A 19,542-nucleotide genomic window follows, 5' to 3' on the forward strand; every position below is an offset into this window, starting at 1 on the left:
GCATCGCCCAGGACGGAAGCCAGCGGCTTCCATCCTGACCGACGCTCTGATTCACTAAGTTCTACCGTGCAGGTGTCCAACTTACACTTGCAATTTGCGAAAAAAACTTTCTCAACCCCACCACAGATAAAAGGAATCAGATAGTAAAGGTGAAATGATAATGGATCTGTCCATAAAGGAAATAAGCATAGATATTGTTATACAAACGGAATGCTTTATGCCCAAATAAAGATAGATGATAGTTTCTTTACTATTCCGCCAATTCGTGATGAAAAACAGATGGATTGCTAAAATAAAGAAATTGAGGGCTATGGGATTGGAAATCTTTCGCCCGCCGATATGAAATTCCGAAGCAAGTTCAGAAAGGAGGCAAGTACCTATGTCAACCTGGAGCGGAATCCGGAACAAATTGGAGAATGACTACCTGTGCCCGGCGCTTCGGGGCCACATCCAGTATTTTGCCACCAGTTACAGCAAAAGCGCTGACCATGAGGGCCGGGCAGCCATTCGCATGGACGGTGTGGAAGTGCTGCGGAGCAACTACTACACCTATTTTGAGAATGTGTGGACGAAATTTCATCACCTGCGGTCCACAACGCTGAAAGATTGCGACTCCGCAAAAGAGGCCATTAACCAGGCTCATGCCTTTGCGCTGGAGCAGGGCACCTTTGACCAAAAGGTGTTCTATGAGGCGTTTGGTATCTTTGACAACCAGAGCATCGAGAAAAGCCTTGTCAGCGAGAATCCTCTTGTCCGCATCTTTGCTCTCCTGGATCGAAGGCTGGGAAAGCGCCGCCTGCTGGCTTTGGAGGAATCCATGGAGCAGGAGCTGGACTGGGTGCGGGCCTTCTATGTGATCCGGATGCAGGCAGAAGGGCTGATGGAAGGCAAAAAGCACTTACAATAAGCTACATATCTGGAGAAAAACATGAAAGTCTTTAGAAAAAAGAAGCGTGAAATTATTATAGATGGTCACGCTTTTTCTTGGATTGTCAATGAGACTGCTACCCATGTAAAAGTCAGATGTTATAGTTTGAAATCAACATACATCGAGGTGATTTTTAATTGGGGAATTGCTACATGGGCTATTAACTTCTATCAACCTTCTGTTGTATCAACAATGATACAATATGCAATAAAATTAGGATGGAAATATCAATTAAAAAATCAAATTATTGTGGTGCCTGCTAATGAAAGCGAACAATGGGCGAAAGACGCTGGTATTATCATTGATTGTAATTAGTTAATCCAATACCCTAATTTTGTTCGACTTATTAGTAATAATGTGAATAACAATCAGGAGGAATCACCATGTCACAGATTGCGTCCTTTTATCTGATAAAAAATAACCGGCGGCAGGAATTGTCCAACGGCAACTGCTCCGGTGCGGTATACATGGCTATCTGGGACTGGTGTGAGTACAAGCTGGATCTGGATGTTCGTTTTCCTGCTCCCCAGACGGAGGACACCCTGGACTGTGCTCTGTTGGAGGGAGAATTGGCGTCTAAACTGCTGGCCGCTCTGCGGGAGCAGGACCTCCAGGAGCTGGCAGCCGAGATCGCCCCGGAGTGGGACCTACCCACCGAGGCGGTGCAAAGCGGACTGGAAACGCTGCGTTCCCATCTGGAACTGGTGCAGGGCGACGCTGCCCTGCTGTATGAAATGACTTGACGGGGCCATGCCCCATAGAATATTGCGAGGAAATTATGATCGAAATCAAAGGAAAATACAATGAGGCCAAGATCTTCACCGATGTGGTGGACAGCGCCTCCATCGCACAGGTTCAGGAGCTGTGCAATCAGGAATTTACGGCGGGCAGCCGCATCCGGCTCATGCCCGACATTCACGCCGGCAAGGGCTGTACCATCGGCACCACCATGACCATCATCGATAGGGCGGTGCCCAATCTGGTGGGTGTGGACATCGGGTGCGGCATGGAGACCACCCGCATCCGGGAGGGGCGGCTGGAGCTTCAAAAGCTGGACAAGCTGATTTATGAAAAAATCCCCTCCGGCTTCTCCATCCGGGATAAGGCCCACCGCTACCTCAATGAGATCGACCTGAGCGAACTGTGCTGTGCCCGCCATGTGGATCTCCTCCGGGCAGAAAAAAGCATCGGTACGCTGGGCGGTGGGAACCACTTCATCGAGGTGGACAAGGACGACGAGGGAAATCTCTACATCGTGGTCCACTCCGGCAGCCGTCACTTGGGTGTAGAGGTGGCCAGCTATTACCAAGAGGCGGGCTATAAGGTACTCAACCGTACTGATGATGCCTCCCTGCAGACGCTGGTGGCCCAGATGAAGGCAGAGGGCCGGGAGAAGGAGATCCAGAAAGAACTGAAGAAACTGAAAAACATCAAGCAAACCAACATCCCCAAGGCTCTCGCTTATGTGTCTGGAGAATTGTTTGAGCAGTATATCCACGATATGAAGATCGTCCAGCACTTCGCCATGCTCAACCGGCAGGCCATGATGGACGAGATCGTCAAGGGCATGAAACTCCATGTGGAGGAGCAGTTCACTACCATCCACAACTATATCGATACCGACGCCATGATCCTGCGGAAGGGGGCTGTGTCCGCCAAGGCGGGGGAGCAGCTGCTCATCCCCATCAATATGCGGGACGGGAGCCTGCTCTGTGTGGGCAAGGGCAACGAGGACTGGAACTGCTCCGCTCCCCACGGCGCCGGCCGCCTGATGAGCCGGGCGGACGCCAAGCAGTCCTTCACGGTGTCTGAATTCAAAAAGCAGATGGCAGAGGTCTACACCACCTCGGTGAGCAAGGCCACCCTGGACGAGTGCCCCATGGCCTACAAGGGGATGCAGGACATTCTGGACAATATCGGCCCCACGGCGGATGTGGTAAAGGTCATCCGCCCCATCTACAACTTCAAGGCCGGGGACGAGGAGTAAGAAACGGAGCAGAATACCATGGTGAGAGATGGACTTGTGTTCAAAGATGAGGATGGTCAGGTCATATTCAATCAGCACAGCTTCTGCGAACTGGTGAAGCACCTGCTGGTGGAGCTGGTGGGGATCTCCTATGAGGAAGCCTCCCAGATAGTGGAATGCTCACCGCTGGCAGAGCCAGTGGCCGATGCCATGGGAGTGGCGATATTCAGCCATGACCTGCCTTATTACTGGGCTATGTTTTTCTACTATGGGAACGGTTATTGGCAAAAGGGTATTCCAGCGCAGCCAGAGGATATGGATGCCTATGAAGCCTTGGAAAATAAGATCATGGAGAAATATGACTTAAAGGAGCCGTTTATATGGACATGAGAGAGGTGTTCACCATTGACGGTCGCCGCTTTTCTAACATGGCCGGTTTTTATGACGAGGTGGAGCAGGTGTTCACCTGCGGCTTAGATTGGAAGATCGGTCGGAACCTGGACGCTTTCAATGACATTCTCCGGGGCGGTTTTGGGCGGCATGAGTATGGCCAGCCCATCCGCATCCAGTGGCTGGCCTATGAAAAAAGCGTCCGCGATCTCGGAAAAGAGACTATGGACACCATTACAGAAATCATTTTGGATACGGATCATTCCGGGCACGACTGTACCCTGGAACGGCTTTGACCAAACAGAAAAAGGAGGCAATGCTATGGGACTTGACATTTACGCCGGGACATTGACCCGGTACTATTCTCACAACTGGAAGACCGTTGTCCAGCAGTGGGCGGAGGAAAACGGATATTCCTTCAACCGCATCACCCCGGACGGGGAACCCGCTGACAACGAAGAAGAACTGTCCCCGGCTGAGGTCCAGGCGGCGATGGAGAACTGGCGGGATCAAATTTTGAGCGCCATTTCCCAGCCGGGTCATCCCCCCTATACTCCTTGGCCGGAGGATAACAAGAAGCCCTATTACACCGACAAGCCGGATTGGGACGCCTTCGGCGCTATGCTGCTGGTGGCCGCCTGCCATACATACGATGAGCCGGTGCCTCCCACTGTGGAGAAGGATTGGGACTTCGGGGAGCATCCCCTGATCGCCCGCCTTGCATCGGATGAGGAGCGGGTGTGGTCCCTGTTTCGGGGTGCGACTTGGTGGCTTCCCCTCACCGACAGCTTTCTGTTCCAAGGCCCTCTGCCCACCGATGACACCGCCGCTATCGCCACCTTGGGCGGACTGCGGAAGGAGCTGGAGAAGCTGAACCAGCTGGCGTGGCAGGCCGATGAGGACACCATCCTTGGCTGGGCAGACACGGAGGGCTACCCGGTAGACGGAACCGTAGACTCAGATGGACAGTACAGCAAGGCGGACATCCCGGAGCACACCCAGTATGACACCCAGTCCCTTGCCAAGTTCGCCTTCTCCATGTTCTGGCGGGCCATGCGGTTTGCCGAGGAACAGCAGGTGCCCATCCTGCTTGACTATTAAAGAGGATTCGTCAGGAGGTGGAGGCCGTGGAGCAAAAACGCCCAGCAGATATATTTCAGGAACTTCTGGACTACCTATGGAGCGGCCTGGGCCTGGAGGAAAAGGGCTGGAAGCGTCTGAAAAAGGGCGACTTCAAAAAGAAAATGAAAAACGGGCTGACCTATCAGATCTGGTTTGACCGGAGACGCTACAACTACATAGACTACGAAATCGGCCATGGAAATGTGGAAGTGGGCTTCACCTGTATCATACAGCAGGGAGATGACCGGCTCTACTCTTTCAAAATAGAACCAACAACAGGCGGTTCATTCTTTCGGATGCTGACAGAGGACCTGCTGCTGGACACCGGGCTGCTGGACACCTTCCTGCCCCTGATCAAAGCCCACTACCTTGATTTTATCGACTGCTTTGAAGCAGACTCGACAGCGGCGCTCCAGAAGGTCTGTGCCCCCTTTACCCAGCCGGAGGATTACAGCTGGTGCATCCATGTGCGGGAACAGATGGTGGAACGGTACGGAACAGCGGAACAGCTGGAGGAGTACCGACATCAGTTGGAATTGCGAGGAACGCCGGAGCATAAGGCAAAGAACGGGATGGGCTCGATGTTGTTCCATCTCTCCCACGCCCATGATGTAGATCATGCCTGGGCATCAAGCCGCACCAGAGAGGAACTGGACCAGGTGGTGGAACCCTTTGTGCAGGCCAAGCGGCAGACAGGACAGTGGATGCAGGAGGATGAGGCGGGCTATCATCTCTACCGGCAGGAGACAGACCCAGAGAAGCGCACCTTTCGGGCCTGGTATCTCATCGCCAATCCCCGGGGCCTGCCGAAAGAGTTCGTCCAGAAAGAGCTGGAGTTCCGGTGGAAGCTGTTCCCAGACAAGAAGGAGGAAACCAAATGAGCAATCAAGTGTTCCAACAAAACCTGGATGACAAAAAAGGCCCCCAGCCCGGAGGCCCCTATCTCATTCAGATGCTGTTCAAAGAGCCGGTAGAAATGCCGGATAAAGAAAAAATGACTGCCGTAATGGAAAAGCACATCGGATCAGCAGAGTGCTTCTGTTATGATAAGAAAATGGCCGGCTTTGCCGCACAGGAGCATATTGCAGAGTTCAAGGACGGAAAATGCCCGGTGCAGCTGATGGTGATGAAATGCGACAAGTTCAAGGGCAAAGGCTTTGATGCCTTTTTGCTGATCCAGATGTGGGACTGCCAGGAGGACCGGGATCGGATCTTCCGAGAGTGCCGGTATCAGGTGGTGGCCACCGATATGCTGGCGGCGGCGCTCCCAGCTCTTGAACGGGCCAACCTGGATGCCGACTTCGTGGAGGCCCTTGCGGAACTGTACCCTACCTGTGAGGCGTTCTATTTCCAGAACTGCGGCAAGCTGTTTCTGGCGGAGGATGTGCGTTCTCACCAGATCGAGGGTTCGGATCGGTTCATCCGCTTCGGCGTCAATGTCCGTTTCTTCAACATTGAGGGCACCGAGGATATGCTCATCGATACTGTGGGCATGAGTACCCTGTTCCTGCCCGACCTCCAGTACCACTTCCACGGCATGGACCCCAACTGGGTGGTAAACCACGCCTACAATGCGGTGTCCTACATTCTGGCCAATGACAACCCCATTGAGGATGGGGAGACCGTTGACGGCATTATAGATGGCCAGATGAGCCGGGAGATTCAGTGGAAGTGCCAGTATGAGGATTCCCTGATCCAGCCGCCCAGAGGGGTGCTGGACATCCACATGGGGAACTATGCCTCGGGAGGACGCTGAATGAACGGCGTTGTGCTCCTGGTGGGCGGACTGCTGCTTGTGGCGGTAATCAAGCTGATTATGGATCGAAATTGGATTGGCCTGCTTCTCTGTCTTGTTGCCCTGATCCTGGTCTTTGGGACTGGACACCATACAAAATAGGCCATTTTAAGAATCGAGGAGGTGAAGTATGCAGAATTCAACAAATATGCGGATACTGGAATTACTCCGGTTTCTCTATGAGCGGACCGATGAAAACCATCCCGCCACAGTATCTGACATCATTGCCCATCTGAATGGAAAAGGAATTCAGGCAGTGCGGCAGACTGTTTACGCGGATACCAATGCGCTGATCGATGCAGGAATTGATATTGTGGTGGCCAAGAGTACCCAAAACCAATATTTTATGGGAAGCCGCCTGTTTGAGTATCCAGAACTGAAAATGCTGACAGACGCAGTAGCATCCTCGAAGATCATTTCTGCCAAGAAATCCGAGGAACTGGTACAGAAATTATGCCGTCTGACCAGCACACATCAGGCAGAGCAGCTTCGGCAGCTCGCCAGCCTGTCCAGCCGGGTGAAACCGGACAACGAGCAAGTCTATTACATCATTGATGCCATCCAAACGGCGATCTTGGAGAAGCGACAGATCCAGTTCCAGTATTATGAATATACGCCAGAGAAAAAACGAGTTCTCAAGCATGGCGGTTACCTCTATAAACTGGACCCTTACGCTTTGGAATGGAAGAATGACCACTATTACCTGATTGGCTTTTCTCACAAACACCAGCGGATGGCCCACTTCCGAGTAGACCGCCTGTCGGGGATCAAGATACTTCCCTCCGGCTTTACACCCAATGAAGGCTTTGATGTGGCGGGCTACACCAACAAGATCGTTGATATGTTTGCTGCTGACCGCACAGTTTCTGTTGAACTGCTCTGTGAGAACAAGCTGATGAAAACCATCATAGACCATTATGGAGAAGCTGTGCCAACCCGTGCATATGACGAGGAACACTTTACTGCAAACATCGAAGTCGACCCAAGCGGCACCTTTTACGGCTGGGTCTTCAAATTTATGGGCGGGATTCAGATTATAGCACCCCAAGAGTGTGTAGAAGAAATGAAGCGGATCGCCCGCAGGTTTCTCTAAAGCAGAGGCCAGGTGTTATGGAATTTTAACACCTGGCCTTCGTTTCCTTTTTTATCCTTGTATCGAGCGGATGTACTGGCTATAATATAAACAAGATGTTCGCAAACCAGCGAAACTCTATGAAGGAGGGAGACCAGTGACCTTTGGAGCTTTCATCAGCACACGGCGCAAAGAGGCCAAATTAAACCTCCGGGATACCGCGAAACACCTCGGTATCTCCAATGGGTACCTGTGTGATATTGAGCAGGGACGCCGGCCGGCGCCAGAGGGAGCGTTTGTAGAGCGGATCTCTTCTTTTCTGGAATTGGATAAGCAGGAGCATGAAATGCTGCTGGATCTGGCCGCAGATTCCAGACAGACGGTTCCGGCCGACCTGCCTGACTATATCCGCCAGCATGACATCGTCCGCGCAGCATTGAGAGTAGCAAAGGAAGTAGATGCTACCGATGAAGAATGGAAGGCATTTATGGAAATGCTGCAGAACCGCCAGAACTAAGGGGGGATTTTCTTGTCTGTACCAAAGTATCGATTGGACGCAATTGAAACCATTGGACGGAAGATCCTGCAAGAGTATGATCCCGTTTTGTTGGACGGGCCTCCCCAGGCAGTCCCCATTGAAACTATCATAGAGACCAAATTTGATCTAACTCTGGAATATCATTGCCTACGCAAAAACGGGAGCATCCTTGGGGAAACGATTTTTGATGAAGGAGCGGCCATTTTATACGACCAAGATGAAAAACGCTACCGCCTGATCGCCGTCAAAGCCGGAACGATCTTGGTGGAGGAGCGGCTTTGTGTGGACAGGCTCCTCGGCAGGCTGCGGTTCACCTGTGCTCACGAATTGGGACACTGGGTCCTGCACCAGAAGCTGTACTCCGGCACAGGCGATGTGGCTGCCTATGAAGGAAAGACATCTTTGGATGAAAGCCACGGTCTGGTCGAATGGCAGGCGGATGCCTTGGCTACGGCTCTCCTCATGCCCCTGCCGCAAATCAAAAGAAGTTTTTACCGTTTGCGTGCAGGCAGAAGCAATGAGCAGCTGGTTGCGGAAATGGCTCAGATCTTCCAAGTCTCCAAGCAGGCCATGCGTATTCGGTTGGAAACACGCAATCTCATATAAGGTTGGTACGGCAAGCCCCCCCTCCTAAAGAGAGGGGCGCAGCCGCACCAATGTTCACAGGCTTTGTTGTATGCATTTTGTTCGCAGTTTAGCGAACATGGGAGGAGGAGAATGGCATGAGAAAAGAAAGCTCCACTGTGCAGAAATGTAAAAGGCAGATGGCGACCCTTGGATTTGACAGCCAGCTGGCCTATCACCGGGTAAAGCTGATTTTGAAAATCTACCGGGATGTGGTGTGGGTCCTCAGTGAGCGGGTGGAGGAACTGCATGAGTATGCCTGGGAGCTGGGCGCTCAGGACGCTGATACCGGGCTTATCTATCTGCAAAGCTTCGCCCCGGATATGGATCTGCAGGAGTTTGAGGAACGGGTCTGCTGCGTGATAGAAAACCGGATGCTGGTGGATGTGATCGACCGTGCCCTTCTCCGCTTGAAACGATACCCTGACCGGGGTGAACTTTACTATGAGATCTTGACCAAACAATTTATCCACCGTTTTAACAGCACAGAAAAAGAACTGCTGGATGAGCTGAATATGGAGCGAAGCGTATTCTATGACCGGAAGCGCGAGGCGATCTTCTTATTGTCCCTCTGCCTTTTTGGTTATGCTGTGCCGGAACTTCAGGAAGAATTGGAGATGCCCCGACTTTATCCCGACTGATTCCCGATGAAAAACCGACGAAATCCCTACTCCCTTCCGACTTTGCCTCTGCTATACTCAGTACAGTGGCAGGTATGCGCAAAAATGAATAGGACCAGCTGACAAGGGCCGGGACGCTGTAAAGTGTCCCGGCCCGCTGTATTCCTGCCGCAATATGGCGGCGGGGATCGGCCGGGGATGCAGAAATGCGTCCCCGGCTATTTTTCTGCCCGGCACTGGGAGGGCCGGCATGGGATGGGAGGCTTATATCGCCAAGTACCCCTGATTTCAAGATTTTGATTCGCCATCAAAATCTTGAAATTTGGAGGAAAGGCACATGGAATCAAACGGGAAGTTTACCCTTATTGTTTTTAACACCTGCACTCGGGAATATGAAGAAGTCATGGTGACAGAGGAGGTCTATCGCACTTACTGCAGAACCCGGTGGAACATCAAGGACAATGATCAGAGCTTTTTTGACCATGAGATCCAGACGAGTGGGATGATTGGAAGTCAGGATGGCACCTATGAAAATTTCCGGGAGTTTATTGACGCTATCAACACCCCGGAACACATCATCCTTGAACAAATGAAGAAAGAGGCCCTGTACCAAGCGATCTCAGCGTTGCCTGCTGCGGATCAGGCATTGGTACAGGGGTTGTTTTTTAAGGGACAAAGTGAACTTGACTATGCAAGAGAGATTGGCGTTTCACAGCCTGCAGTGCATAAGCGGAAAGTCCGTATTCTCAAGTCTTTGAAAAAACTTTTAGAAAATTGAAATTGGAGGGTTATTAAAATGCCGACATCTTCCCCTATACAAGCGAGAAGGAAATGCTTCTCACTTGTTCCTTGAAAACCGAATATCCGATTGTCTGAATACTTTCCTGACGGGGCCCCTGCTGGACAGGGGCAAGCGACGCTGGAGGATGCGCGAAAACCACCTGTAGAGGTTCTGGTACAGGCTGCAAACGAAGTCACCTATACATTTTTGTTCGGTTATGACAGCCTGCCAGATTTCCCCTCTATCAACGACGGCCAAATAAGGTGCCAAGCGGGTCCATCCGTCCAAAAAACAGCCTGTGGCAAGCTGTATCGCAATGACTCCGCCAGGGATAATGATACTTCCGTCCAGTCACAGCCCCCACCGAAATGGGGATCAAGCAATGAGGGCGGCCGACAGAGATCCTGCCGGGGGTGAGAGTCCCATGACGCGGTGAAGCCAGCCGCGGTTCAGATGGTCGCCCTACGGAGCCAGCGCCAGTGGCGCAGGCTTTTGCGCTTGGGGAAGTAGTGTCGAATACGAGCGCAGCAGAAGACAACACAAATGTGAAGTCTTAATATCAGAAGCTATGGGGATCGCTTCTATCCAAAACCCGTTTACTGACCGGAACATGCCGTATGAGCAGCCATTCCAACCAGGTGCGGGAGATGCGGAAGCGGTCCCTATTTTTGTGGTATTAAGCAAGAAAGTCAGGAGGTGCAAGCAATGGAAACATACCGCAAAGAGGACATCCGCCGGGGCGATATTTACTATGCTGACCTTAGCCCGGTGGTCGGCTCTGAACAGGGCGGAATACGTCCTGTGGTCATTCTCCAGAACAATGTGGGCAACCGGCACAGTCCCACAGTGATCGCCGCCGCGATCACCAGCCGGAAAGGTAAGCATAAACTTCCTACCCATGTAAACCTGGATGCTCCAGTTCCAGGTCTTTACCGCGACTCTATCATCCTGCTGGAGCAGCTTCGCACCATTGATAAAAGCAGATTGAGAGGTAAGGTCGGTTCTCTTGGAGAAGACCAAATGTGCAAGCTTGATCATGCGCTGGAAGTCAGCGTGGGACTTCTCCCACTGTATAATACCATCTGATTTTACCCGCACTCAGGATACTGCCATTTAAAGAGAAACATACAATCGGGGCCGTTCATCGGCTCCGGTGGGCGGCCCCTCCATAACAGGAGGGTGCTTTTATGACTAAGACAGAACTTCAAGATAACCTTGTGTTTCTTTCAGCGCTGAAGCTGCTGGAGCAGCTCACCGAAAAGGGCCTGCTGACAGTGGATGAGGCGGAGAAGTCCCGCATTGAACTGGAGCGCAAGCTCCGGCCCACTCTGCTGTTCGCCTGAACAGGCTCTATGCGAGAATAGCTGATTGCCCAGTTTTTCCACTTCTTTTTCGTTGGTGTTGGTAATGGCTATTGCGGAAGGACTGTGGTAGTGTGTGTTGCTGAAAGGAGGTCAAAAAAGATATGACGGAAACAAACATAAGTACAGCAAGAGTTCCGCAGGTCACAGTAATCGACCCCAGAATCCCCGAAAAAGCAAAGCTGAGGGTAGCGGCCTACGCCAGAGTGAGCAGTGACTCCGAAGATCAGGTCAACTCCTACATCGCCCAGGTAGACTTCTACTCCAAGTACATCGCCGGTAAAGAGGAGTGGGAGATGGTAGACATCTATGCCGATGAAGGTATCTCCGGGCTGGAAGCCAGGAATCGGGATGATTTCAACCGGATGATGACAGACTGCCGGGAGGGAAAGATCGACCGGGTCCTCTGCAAATCTATCTCGCGCTTTGCACGCAACACACAGGAGTACATCCAGTTCGTGCGGGAACTGCTCCGGCTGGGTATTTCGATCCACTTTGAAAAGGAGAACATCGATACCGGGAAGATGACCTCGGAGCAGGTTGCCCAAATCTATGGGGCTTTCGCCCAGATGGAATCCACCAACCATTCCAGTAATATGCGCTTCAGCGTTCGTATGCGGATGGAAAAGGGATTGTTTGTCCCATCCTCTGTCCCCTATGGCTACCGGCTGGCAGGGAGGGATCTGGAGATCATACCGGAGGAGGCCGAGGTGGTCCGCCGCATCTTCTCCGCTTATCTGAGCGGCCAGGGAAAGGATGATATCGCCAGGGAGCTGAACCAGCTCGGGGTAGATCGAGGCCGAAACCGTGAGAAGTGGCATCCCAGTACGGTGGCCTACATCCTGACCAATATCTCCTACACCGGAGATATGATCTGGCAAAAAAGCTGCGCCACAGATACGATTCCATTCCGGCAGGTTCGAAACCTTGGCCAGAAGCCCCGCTACTTTGTGGAGCACAGCCACCCGGCCATCGTAAGCTGTGCGGATTTTCAGAGGGTACAGGAACTGATGTCCTCCCGCAAGGGGCAGTTCCATGGGACGCACCGTATAAGTAAGGGCAGCCTCTATGATAAACACATCTACTGCGGGGGATGCGGCTCTCTCTGCCGCAAAAAAATCACAGTGGGAAAGACTTACTGGGTCTGCCGCCGCCACGATGGAAACAAAGCAGACTGCCCTACCCCGCAGATTCCAGAACCAGAAATTACGGCGGCTGTCCTGCGGCTCTACCACAAGCTGAAACTTGGTCAGGAAACCGTCCTGCGGCCTGTCCTCAGCCAACTGCAGGAGCTTAGGGAACGGGAACTCCGCTCCAATCGCAAGATCAGTGATATTGACAATGAAATAGCCCGTATCTCAGAGCAGAATCTCGTCCTTGTTCGGCTGAAGTCGAAAGGGTATGTGGATTCTGCTCTTTATTTATCCCAGATGGATGAGATCGACCGTAAGCTGCGGGAGCTCAGGAAGCTGCGACGCCGTCTTCTGGAGGCAGCCGGTGAAGACCGGCAGATCCATGACACAGAGCGAATGATGGAGTATCTGGAGGATGGTCCGGAATGGCTGGATGAGGTTCCCGCGGAACTGTTTGGGGAACTGATTGAGCGGATCATCATTATCAGCCCGGAACGGCTGAAGTTCCGCCTGCTGAATGGGATGGAACTGGCAGAAAACATAGAGAGGACGGTGCGATAAATGGCGTGGCAAAGAAAAATTCCTTTCGGCTATCAGGTCCGGAACGGCAGGATCAACTGCCATCCGGAGGAAGCAGAGCTTGTAAGGGCTATCTTCTCCCGCTATCTGCTGGGCGGCTCCTACAGTCAGATCGCTGACGAGATGACCCAGCAAGGTGTGCGCTATCATCAACATAATGCCCAGTGGAACAAACACATGGTCAAGCGGATTTTGGAGAATGAACGGTATCTCGGGATGGATGGCTATCCCCAGCTGGTGACAGATGAGGAATTTCTCGCTGTCCGCCTGCGGCGGGGAGAACAGAACACCTACGCTCCATGCCCAAGCGAGATCATCCCTATACGGGACAAGGCGGTCTGCGCCCTCTGTGGAGAAAAGATGGCACGGGATACCAAATCCCATGGCCGCCCACGCTGGCGGTGTAAAAATCCAGAGTGCGGCGGCAGTGTATATCTTGATGACAGCATCATTTTGGAACGAGTGGTGCAGAAGCTCAAAGTGCTGGCTCATTCTCCTGCGTGTATCCAGCTTCCTAAAGCCGCCCCTGCCTCAACAGATGCCCTTCGCATCGAAAATGAACTGGCCCTCTGCTTTAACCGGGCCGATATCAACCCGGAATATATGAAAACACTGATCATGGCCGCCGCTGCCGAGCGGTATGCCGGCCTGAACGATCCAACGCCGGCCCACAGGCTGGCACTGCTGCGGCAGAAGCTGGAGCTGGAACCGGAGAACGAAGAAACCCTGTGGGAACTTTTTGAGTCGGCAGTAACCCATGTGTGCATCGGCAAAGGCGGAGAGATCAGCCTATCCCAAAAAGATCAAAAGGAGTGTGCCTCATGAACATACAGAAAACCGCCCCCACCCCCAAACTGGTCACTATGATTCCGGCTGACCCTCAGATGACAGAACGGGATCTTCGAAAAAAGCACCTGCGAGTTGCGCCTTACTGCCGGGTATCCACTGACAAGGAGGAGCAGCTCTCCAGCTATGAGGCCCAGATCGAATACTACACGGAAAAAATCGACGCCAATCCGGATTGGACAATGGTCCGCCTCTATGCGGATGAGGGCATCACCGGCACCTCGGCCAAAAAGCGCAAAGATTTCCTCCAAATGATCCGGGACTGTGAGCGTGGAAAAATCGACCTGGTCATCACCAAATCGGTGTCCCGGTTCTGCCGAAACACACTGGATGGCCTGAACTATGTCCGCCGCCTGAAACGGCACGGCGTGGGAGTCTACTTTGAGAAAGAGAATGTGAACACCCTCTTCATGGACAACGAGATGATCCTCACCTTTATGATGAGCCAGGCCCAGGCAGAAAGCGAATCCCTCAGCGGCAATGTGAGGTGGGGCCACCGGAAGAACTTCAAGGATGGAAAAGTCTATTACCACTGCAAGACCTTCCTCGGCTACCGCTGGGGTGCGGATGGCCAGCCGGAGATCGACCCGGAGCAGGCTGCCATTGTCCGGCGCATCTTCTCCCGGTTTCTGCTGGGACACAGCGTCCGGCAGATCACCACCGACCTGATGGCGGATGGAATCAAAACAGCCACAGGGAAAACAGTATGGCATGACAGCGTGGTTCAAAAAATGCTGTGCAATGAAAAATACATCGGTGACGCTCTCCTACAAAAAACCTACATCGCGGACCTGTTCACCAGAGAAAAGCGGGTGAATAACGGCGAACTGCCCAAATACTATGTCCATGACTGCCACCCGGCCATCATTGATCGGGAAACCTTCCAAAAGGTACAGGAGGAGATTGCCCGTCGGTCCAGTCTCAAGAAAACATCCTCCAAGGCGAAGACGCAGCTTGGGAAATACTGCGGAAAGTATGTGCTCAGCGAGTTGCTGGTCTGCGGAGAATGCGGCAGCCCTTATCGCCGGGTGATCTGGACGCAGAAAGGGGTCAAACGGGTCGTCTGGCGGTGCCAGAACCGGCTGGAGCATGGCAGGAAGATCTGTAAGCAGTCTCCCACTCTGGATGAGGGCAACATCCACGACGCCGTCATCTCCGCCATGAATGAACTGTTCCGGATGCAGGCAGCCAAGGACGCGGTGAAAGCCGGTATTGCGGCAGTCCTTGCCGGAGAAGAACAGACGATGAGCCTGCCTGCCGTGGAGTTTCAGATCCGGAACCTGCAGGAACGCCAGCTGGAGCTGTTCCAGCTGATCGTCAGTGCCGGCGCTGACTGTACCGACTATGATGAGGAGCTTCAACAGGTCAACATGGCCAAGACAAGGCTCATGGCCCAAAAAGCGGAGCTGGAAAAGGAACAGCGAGGCGCGGCGGCCTTCGAGAGCAGGCTGGCAGAACTTGACATGGCATTGGAGCAGGCCAGCGGTACCCTTACGGATTTTGATGAACTCACTGTCCGTCAGCTGGTCAGCAACATCAAGATGTTGGACAAGGATAGCCTGCTCATCTGCTTCAAGGACGGCACAGAAATTACTCAGGCCATGCAAAGGAGGCAGACCGCATGATCTATATCACCGGTGACACCCACGGCGGCTTCCAGCGGTTCGGAAGCAAATACTTCCCCCAGCAAACGCAGATGGGCCGAAATGACTACATGATCATCTGTGGCGATTTCGGAGGGCTGTGGGACGGCGGCCAGAAAGACCAGCATTGGCTGGACTGGCTGGATGAGAAATCCTTCACCACCTTGTTTGTGGATGGAAACCATGAAAACTTTGATCTGCTGAACGCCCTGCCGGAAAAAGAATGGCACGGCGGCAGAGTACATGAGGTGAGGGAAAATATCCTCCACCTGATGAGGGGCCAGATATTCACCTTCAGCGGTCTCACATGGTTCACGATGGGAGGAGCCTCCTCCCACGACATTCAGGATGGCGTCCTTGATCCGGAGGACCCCGACTTCGAACAAAAGTATTGGCTGCTGCGCCGAATGCGGGGAATGTTCCGGGTCAAAGGACGCTCCTGGTGGGCGGAAGAAATGCCAAATGCCCGTGAATATGCAGAGGCACTGAGAAATCTGGAGCAGGTAAACTGGAAGGTAGACTGCATCCTGTCCCACTGCGGTCCCAGCAGTGCCGTGCGGAAAATCGACCCCTCCTATGGAAGTGACCAGCTCACCGATTTTCTGGAAACGGTCAATCAGCGGTGCCAGTTTACATACTGGTTCTTCGGGCATTACCACGACAACCGGATCATCGATGACAGATATATCCTCCAGTGGGAGCAGATTTCCGGATTAGAAATTTGAGTAAACGAGAAAATCATAACAGTGCCGCACAGAAATTGCTCTGTGCGGCACTGCTCACAACAATATAACCCCTTATAACCCCTTGAATGCATAAGGGAAATGGGGTATAATAGATTTAACAGAATGGAGGTGCGGTATGAAAGAAAAGATTCAGGAACTGGAGCGGCAGATCGCCGCCCTTCCCATCGGCTATATTTCCAAGAAGACGATCAACGGAAAGACACGCTACTATCATCAGTGGACAGAAAATGGGAAGAAGCACAGCCAATATCTGCGGGATGGCGAACTGGAGCCGCTGCAGGAGCAAATAGAGCAGCGCAAAGTATTGCAGGCACAACTGAAAGAACTGCAAGCCAAGATGCCAAAAGTGCGCCAGCCAAAGCTGGACTTTGAAACCAGTGTAATTGTTGGTAAAGGATTGGACGCCATGTCGCAGGGCGTAAAGGGCTGGGGCCTCCGTGACTGCTTCTGGCAATTGGAGGATTATCTCTACAGCAATGAAAGCGACAGGGTCTGCCTGGTTTTTGGCCTGCGCAGGACCGGAAAGACTACCATGCTCCGGCAGGCCATCGCCCGAATGAGCAGAGAGGATCTCAGCCGCACGGTCTATATCAAAGCCCGCAGAAGCGATACCATGGCCATGATGAACCGGGATCTGAAAAAACTGTTCGATGCGGGCTTCCGCTACGTATTCATTGATGAGGTCACCCTGATGCGGGATTTCATCGATTCTGCGGCTCTCTTCTCCGATGTGTTTGCAGCGATGGGAATGAAGATCATCCTCTCCGGTACGGACTCCCTCGGTTTTTGGCTGGCGATGGATCAGGAACTCTATGACCGGGCAAAGCCCATCCACACCACCTTCATCCCATATCGGGAATACAGCCGCCTGCTGGGGATCGACAGCATTGATGAATATATCCGCTATGGCGGGACGCTGCGGGCCGGTGAGCTTGCCTTTGACGATGAAGATGTCAACGCCCAGGACGCCTCCTTCCGGGATGATGAGTCCACACGGCGATACATCGATACAGCGATCTGCAAAAACATTCAGCATTCCTTGGCCTGCTATGAGGCAGGCGGGCATTTCCGCCACCTGTACTCTCTGTATGAGGCCGGTGAGCTGACCAGCGCCATCAACCGGATCATCGAGGACATGAACCACCGGTTCCTGATCTCAGTTCTGACTGATGATTTCCAATCTCACGATCTACGGCTGACCGCCTCGAATCTTCGGAAAGAGCGTGACCCCGAAAAGCGTACCGAGATACTGGACAACATTGACACAGAAGCGGTCACCCAGCGCCTGATGGAGCTGCTGGATATCCGCAACAAAGAGGAACAGTCCATCGGTATCACAGATACCCATATCCGGGAGATCAAAGAGTATCTCTCCGCATTGGAACTGATCGTAAACTGTCCCATTGAAACCGCTGACCCAGGAGCAAAATCTGTGGAACACATCCTATTTACCCAGCCGGGGATGCGATACTGCCAGGCACAGGCCCTTGTCCACTCGCTGATGAAGGACGAGACCTTTTCAGCTCTCAGCGAATTGGAGAAGACCCAGACTGCGGGCAGGATCCTCGAAGAAGTACGGGGCCGGATGCTCGAGGATATCGTCCTGCTGGAAACCATGAAGTCGGCTGACAGAGAACACCGGGTGTTCAAGCTGCAGTTTGCGGTCGGCGAGTTTGACATGGTGATTTATAATGAGAAGGAAAACTGCTGCGAGATTTTCGAGATCAAGCACAGTGGCAAACAGGTCCCAGCACAATACCGGCATCTGCTCGATCAGGAAAAATGCGATAAGACCGAACAGCGGTTTGGCCCGATCCGGGGGCGATATGTCCTGTACCGCGGAGAGGATGTCACATTGGAAAATGGAGTGCATTACCGGAATGTGGAACGCTATCTGAACGATCTGCCTGAGTTGAATATTGCCCCAGCACAGGAAGCTGGCATTGAGCAGACCGGCCCTGTTTTATAAGCTGCGGTGCCTTCTGCACCAAAAACAAAAATATCGATTTTAACCGTCCTTTGCACGTCGGAGCAAAGTGCGCTTTGCTCCGACGTCTTTTTATGTCCACGGCACAAAAAGACGTCATCCGCCCGCTCCCTTGCTTCTCCTTTCCAAATCGAACCCACTGCGTTGGGCTTTGATTTGGGGCCGCCCTATGGGCGGCTATTTTCGTTTCTGAAAAAATATCGGCTTTAACCGTCTTTTGTACTCTTTACGCCCCGGAATCCTTGCGTTGAAAGGACTCCGGGGTTTTGTTATTCTTCTGAAAACCATTTTGGGTATTCTTGCGTATTTTGCTTTCGCTATGAAATCAGAGACTCCACCACCGCTTATTTATTCAGTTCCGAATTTGCGATATAATCGTGCCATCAGCTAGGGATCTGCGCAGACCTTCGGGCCAATGGAGCCGATAGAAAAAATTTTTCTTTTGGTGCAATAAAATGGAAGGGCCGTGCGTTATATAGATGAACAGCAAATCAGCCCCCCAAAAATTGCTGAAATAACAACTTGACGGAGGACATAAAAATGAAAAAGACATTCTCAAAGACTTTGGTAGGTTGCGCCACCGCAGTACTGATGACCGGGGCCCTGCTTACCCCCGTAATGGGTGCCAATGTATCCCGCCCCTGGCAGGCTAATGACACAGATTATATCGGAAAATCCAAGGCGGAAGAAATCGCCCTTGACCACGCCGGGATAGAGGCATCCCAGCTCTCCTGGATCCATGTCAAGCTGGACCATGACCATGGACGTGTAGAATATGACGTGGAATTCTTCTCTGGCAACAAGGAGTATGATTACGAGATCGACGCAACCAGTGGAGACATCCTGAGTTTTGACTATGATGTTGAATGGTACATGGGTGTTGGGACCCCGGCCCAGGCTAGCGGCGATATCGGCGCCGAAGAGGCCAAGGTGATCGCTCTGGACCATGCCGGTGTGAAGGCGAAGGACACGGTGTTCCTCTATGCGGAGCTGGACTATGACGACGGACTACGGGTCTATGATGTAGAGTTCTTCTCTGAAAATAAGGAGTACGACTACAAGATCGACGCGGCTACGGGGGAAATCTTGGGCTTTGACTATGATATTGAGTGGTACACCATCTCCACCACGGACAGCGATTACATCGGTGAGGCCAAGGCAAAGCAGATCGTGGAACAGGCTGCCGGTACCACAGGGGTTTACACTGACTTCAAGCTGGAGGTAGACGACGGGCGTGTGCTGTACGAAGGTGAGATGCGAAGCGGCTGGATGGAGTATGAGTTTGAAATTGATGCCGTAACCGGCGCGATCATTGACTGGGAAGCGGATTGGGACTGAAACACAAAGAGAATCCGCGCGAGGGGCAACTGTCTGGTCAACCTGATATCGAAATAGGAAACGTCCCGGAACA

The 19,542-nt window shown here is 52.5% G+C and carries 23 protein-coding genes; all 23 read left to right on the top strand.

Translation table 11 applies throughout. From position 1 onward, the window contains the following. Positions 1–379: 379 nt before the first annotated feature. The 23 genes from OCV64_RS00005 (at position 380) to OCV64_RS00115 (ending at position 19,469) form a co-directional block, all read left to right on the top strand. Positions 380–907, top strand: coding sequence for an SF0329 family protein (locus OCV64_RS00005; protein WP_006874691.1), 528 nt, complete (start codon positions 380–382; stop codon positions 905–907). A 21-nt stretch (positions 908–928) separates the two neighbouring features. Next, entirely contained in the window at positions 929–1,243 is a 315-nt protein-coding gene (locus OCV64_RS00010; protein WP_006874692.1) for a hypothetical protein, read from the top strand. A 68-nt stretch (positions 1,244–1,311) separates the two neighbouring features. After that, positions 1,312–1,671 carry a hypothetical protein gene (locus tag OCV64_RS00015; protein ID WP_006874693.1) on the top strand — a complete coding sequence of 120 codons (360 nt, stop codon included), beginning with the start codon at positions 1,312–1,314 and terminating at the stop codon, positions 1,669–1,671. 35 nt (positions 1,672–1,706) lie between these two features. Beyond that, positions 1,707–2,915, top strand: coding sequence for an RtcB family protein (locus tag OCV64_RS00020; RefSeq protein ID WP_006874694.1), 1,209 nt, complete (start codon positions 1,707–1,709; stop codon positions 2,913–2,915). A gap of 18 nt (positions 2,916–2,933) precedes the next feature. Continuing rightward, complete coding sequence (locus OCV64_RS00025; protein WP_006874695.1) at positions 2,934–3,284, top strand: hypothetical protein; 351 nt, start codon at positions 2,934–2,936, stop codon at positions 3,282–3,284. Next, entirely contained in the window at positions 3,275–3,580 is a 306-nt protein-coding gene (locus OCV64_RS00030; protein WP_006874696.1) for a barstar family protein, read from the top strand. Before OCV64_RS00025 ends, OCV64_RS00030 begins: the two co-directional genes overlap by 10 nt. A 25-nt stretch (positions 3,581–3,605) precedes the next feature. After that, entirely contained in the window at positions 3,606–4,385 is a 780-nt protein-coding gene (locus OCV64_RS00035; protein WP_006874697.1) for a hypothetical protein, read from the top strand. 17 nt (positions 4,386–4,402) lie between these two features. Next, the gene (locus OCV64_RS00040) at positions 4,403–5,287 is read left to right on the top strand and encodes a hypothetical protein (protein WP_006874698.1); all 885 of its coding nucleotides are present in this window, start codon (positions 4,403–4,405) and stop codon (positions 5,285–5,287) included. Continuing rightward, positions 5,284–6,162 carry a DUF4261 domain-containing protein gene (locus OCV64_RS00045; RefSeq protein ID WP_006874699.1) on the top strand — a complete coding sequence of 293 codons (879 nt, stop codon included), beginning with the start codon at positions 5,284–5,286 and terminating at the stop codon, positions 6,160–6,162. The genes OCV64_RS00040 and OCV64_RS00045 overlap by 4 nt, the downstream gene beginning before the upstream one ends. Then, entirely contained in the window at positions 6,163–6,303 is a 141-nt protein-coding gene (locus tag OCV64_RS00050; RefSeq protein ID WP_006874700.1) for a hypothetical protein, read from the top strand. Positions 6,304–6,331: 28 nt separating this feature from the next. After that, positions 6,332–7,294, top strand: a complete 963-nt coding sequence (locus OCV64_RS00055; protein WP_040342500.1) for a helix-turn-helix transcriptional regulator — start codon at positions 6,332–6,334, stop codon at positions 7,292–7,294. Between the two features lie 136 nt (positions 7,295–7,430). After that, positions 7,431–7,790, top strand: a complete 360-nt coding sequence (locus OCV64_RS00060) for a helix-turn-helix domain-containing protein (protein WP_006877047.1) — start codon at positions 7,431–7,433, stop codon at positions 7,788–7,790. 33 nt (positions 7,791–7,823) lie between these two features. Next, positions 7,824–8,417 carry an ImmA/IrrE family metallo-endopeptidase gene (locus OCV64_RS00065; RefSeq protein ID WP_021630229.1) on the top strand — a complete coding sequence of 198 codons (594 nt, stop codon included), beginning with the start codon at positions 7,824–7,826 and terminating at the stop codon, positions 8,415–8,417. Positions 8,418–8,533: 116 nt separating this feature from the next. Then, positions 8,534–9,076: a hypothetical protein gene (locus tag OCV64_RS00070; protein WP_238074826.1), complete on the top strand. Its 543-nt coding sequence runs from the start codon at positions 8,534–8,536 to the stop codon at positions 9,074–9,076. A gap of 316 nt (positions 9,077–9,392) precedes the next feature. Continuing rightward, the gene (locus OCV64_RS00075; RefSeq protein WP_006877043.1) at positions 9,393–9,833 is read left to right on the top strand and encodes a sigma-70 family RNA polymerase sigma factor; all 441 of its coding nucleotides are present in this window, start codon (positions 9,393–9,395) and stop codon (positions 9,831–9,833) included. 708 nt (positions 9,834–10,541) lie between these two features. Next, positions 10,542–10,922 (top strand): type II toxin-antitoxin system PemK/MazF family toxin, encoded by a 381-nt coding sequence (locus OCV64_RS00080; protein ID WP_006874591.1) that lies wholly within the window; start codon positions 10,542–10,544, stop codon positions 10,920–10,922. Between the two features lie 101 nt (positions 10,923–11,023). After that, positions 11,024–11,179: a hypothetical protein gene (locus tag OCV64_RS00085; protein ID WP_006874590.1), complete on the top strand. Its 156-nt coding sequence runs from the start codon at positions 11,024–11,026 to the stop codon at positions 11,177–11,179. A 122-nt stretch (positions 11,180–11,301) separates the two neighbouring features. Continuing rightward, positions 11,302–12,891, top strand: a complete 1,590-nt coding sequence (locus OCV64_RS00090; protein WP_006874589.1) for a recombinase family protein — start codon at positions 11,302–11,304, stop codon at positions 12,889–12,891. Continuing rightward, positions 12,892–13,734, top strand: a complete 843-nt coding sequence (locus tag OCV64_RS00095; protein WP_006874588.1) for a recombinase family protein — start codon at positions 12,892–12,894, stop codon at positions 13,732–13,734. After that, complete coding sequence (locus tag OCV64_RS00100; protein ID WP_262668818.1) at positions 13,731–15,380, top strand: recombinase family protein; 1,650 nt, start codon at positions 13,731–13,733, stop codon at positions 15,378–15,380. The genes OCV64_RS00095 and OCV64_RS00100 overlap by 4 nt, the downstream gene beginning before the upstream one ends. Then, positions 15,377–16,123, top strand: coding sequence for a metallophosphoesterase family protein (locus OCV64_RS00105; RefSeq protein ID WP_262668819.1), 747 nt, complete (start codon positions 15,377–15,379; stop codon positions 16,121–16,123). Before OCV64_RS00100 ends, OCV64_RS00105 begins: the two co-directional genes overlap by 4 nt. 358 nt (positions 16,124–16,481) lie before the next feature. Continuing rightward, the gene (locus OCV64_RS00110; protein ID WP_040342432.1) at positions 16,482–18,113 is read left to right on the top strand and encodes an AAA family ATPase; all 1,632 of its coding nucleotides are present in this window, start codon (positions 16,482–16,484) and stop codon (positions 18,111–18,113) included. Positions 18,114–18,671: 558 nt separating this feature from the next. Continuing rightward, positions 18,672–19,469: a PepSY domain-containing protein gene (locus tag OCV64_RS00115; protein ID WP_262668820.1), complete on the top strand. Its 798-nt coding sequence runs from the start codon at positions 18,672–18,674 to the stop codon at positions 19,467–19,469. Positions 19,470–19,542 lie beyond the last annotated feature (73 nt).

The sequence above is a fragment of the Muriventricola aceti genome, assembly GCF_025567565.1.
Classification (GTDB): Bacteria; Bacillota; Clostridia; order Oscillospirales; family Oscillospiraceae; genus Lawsonibacter; species Lawsonibacter aceti.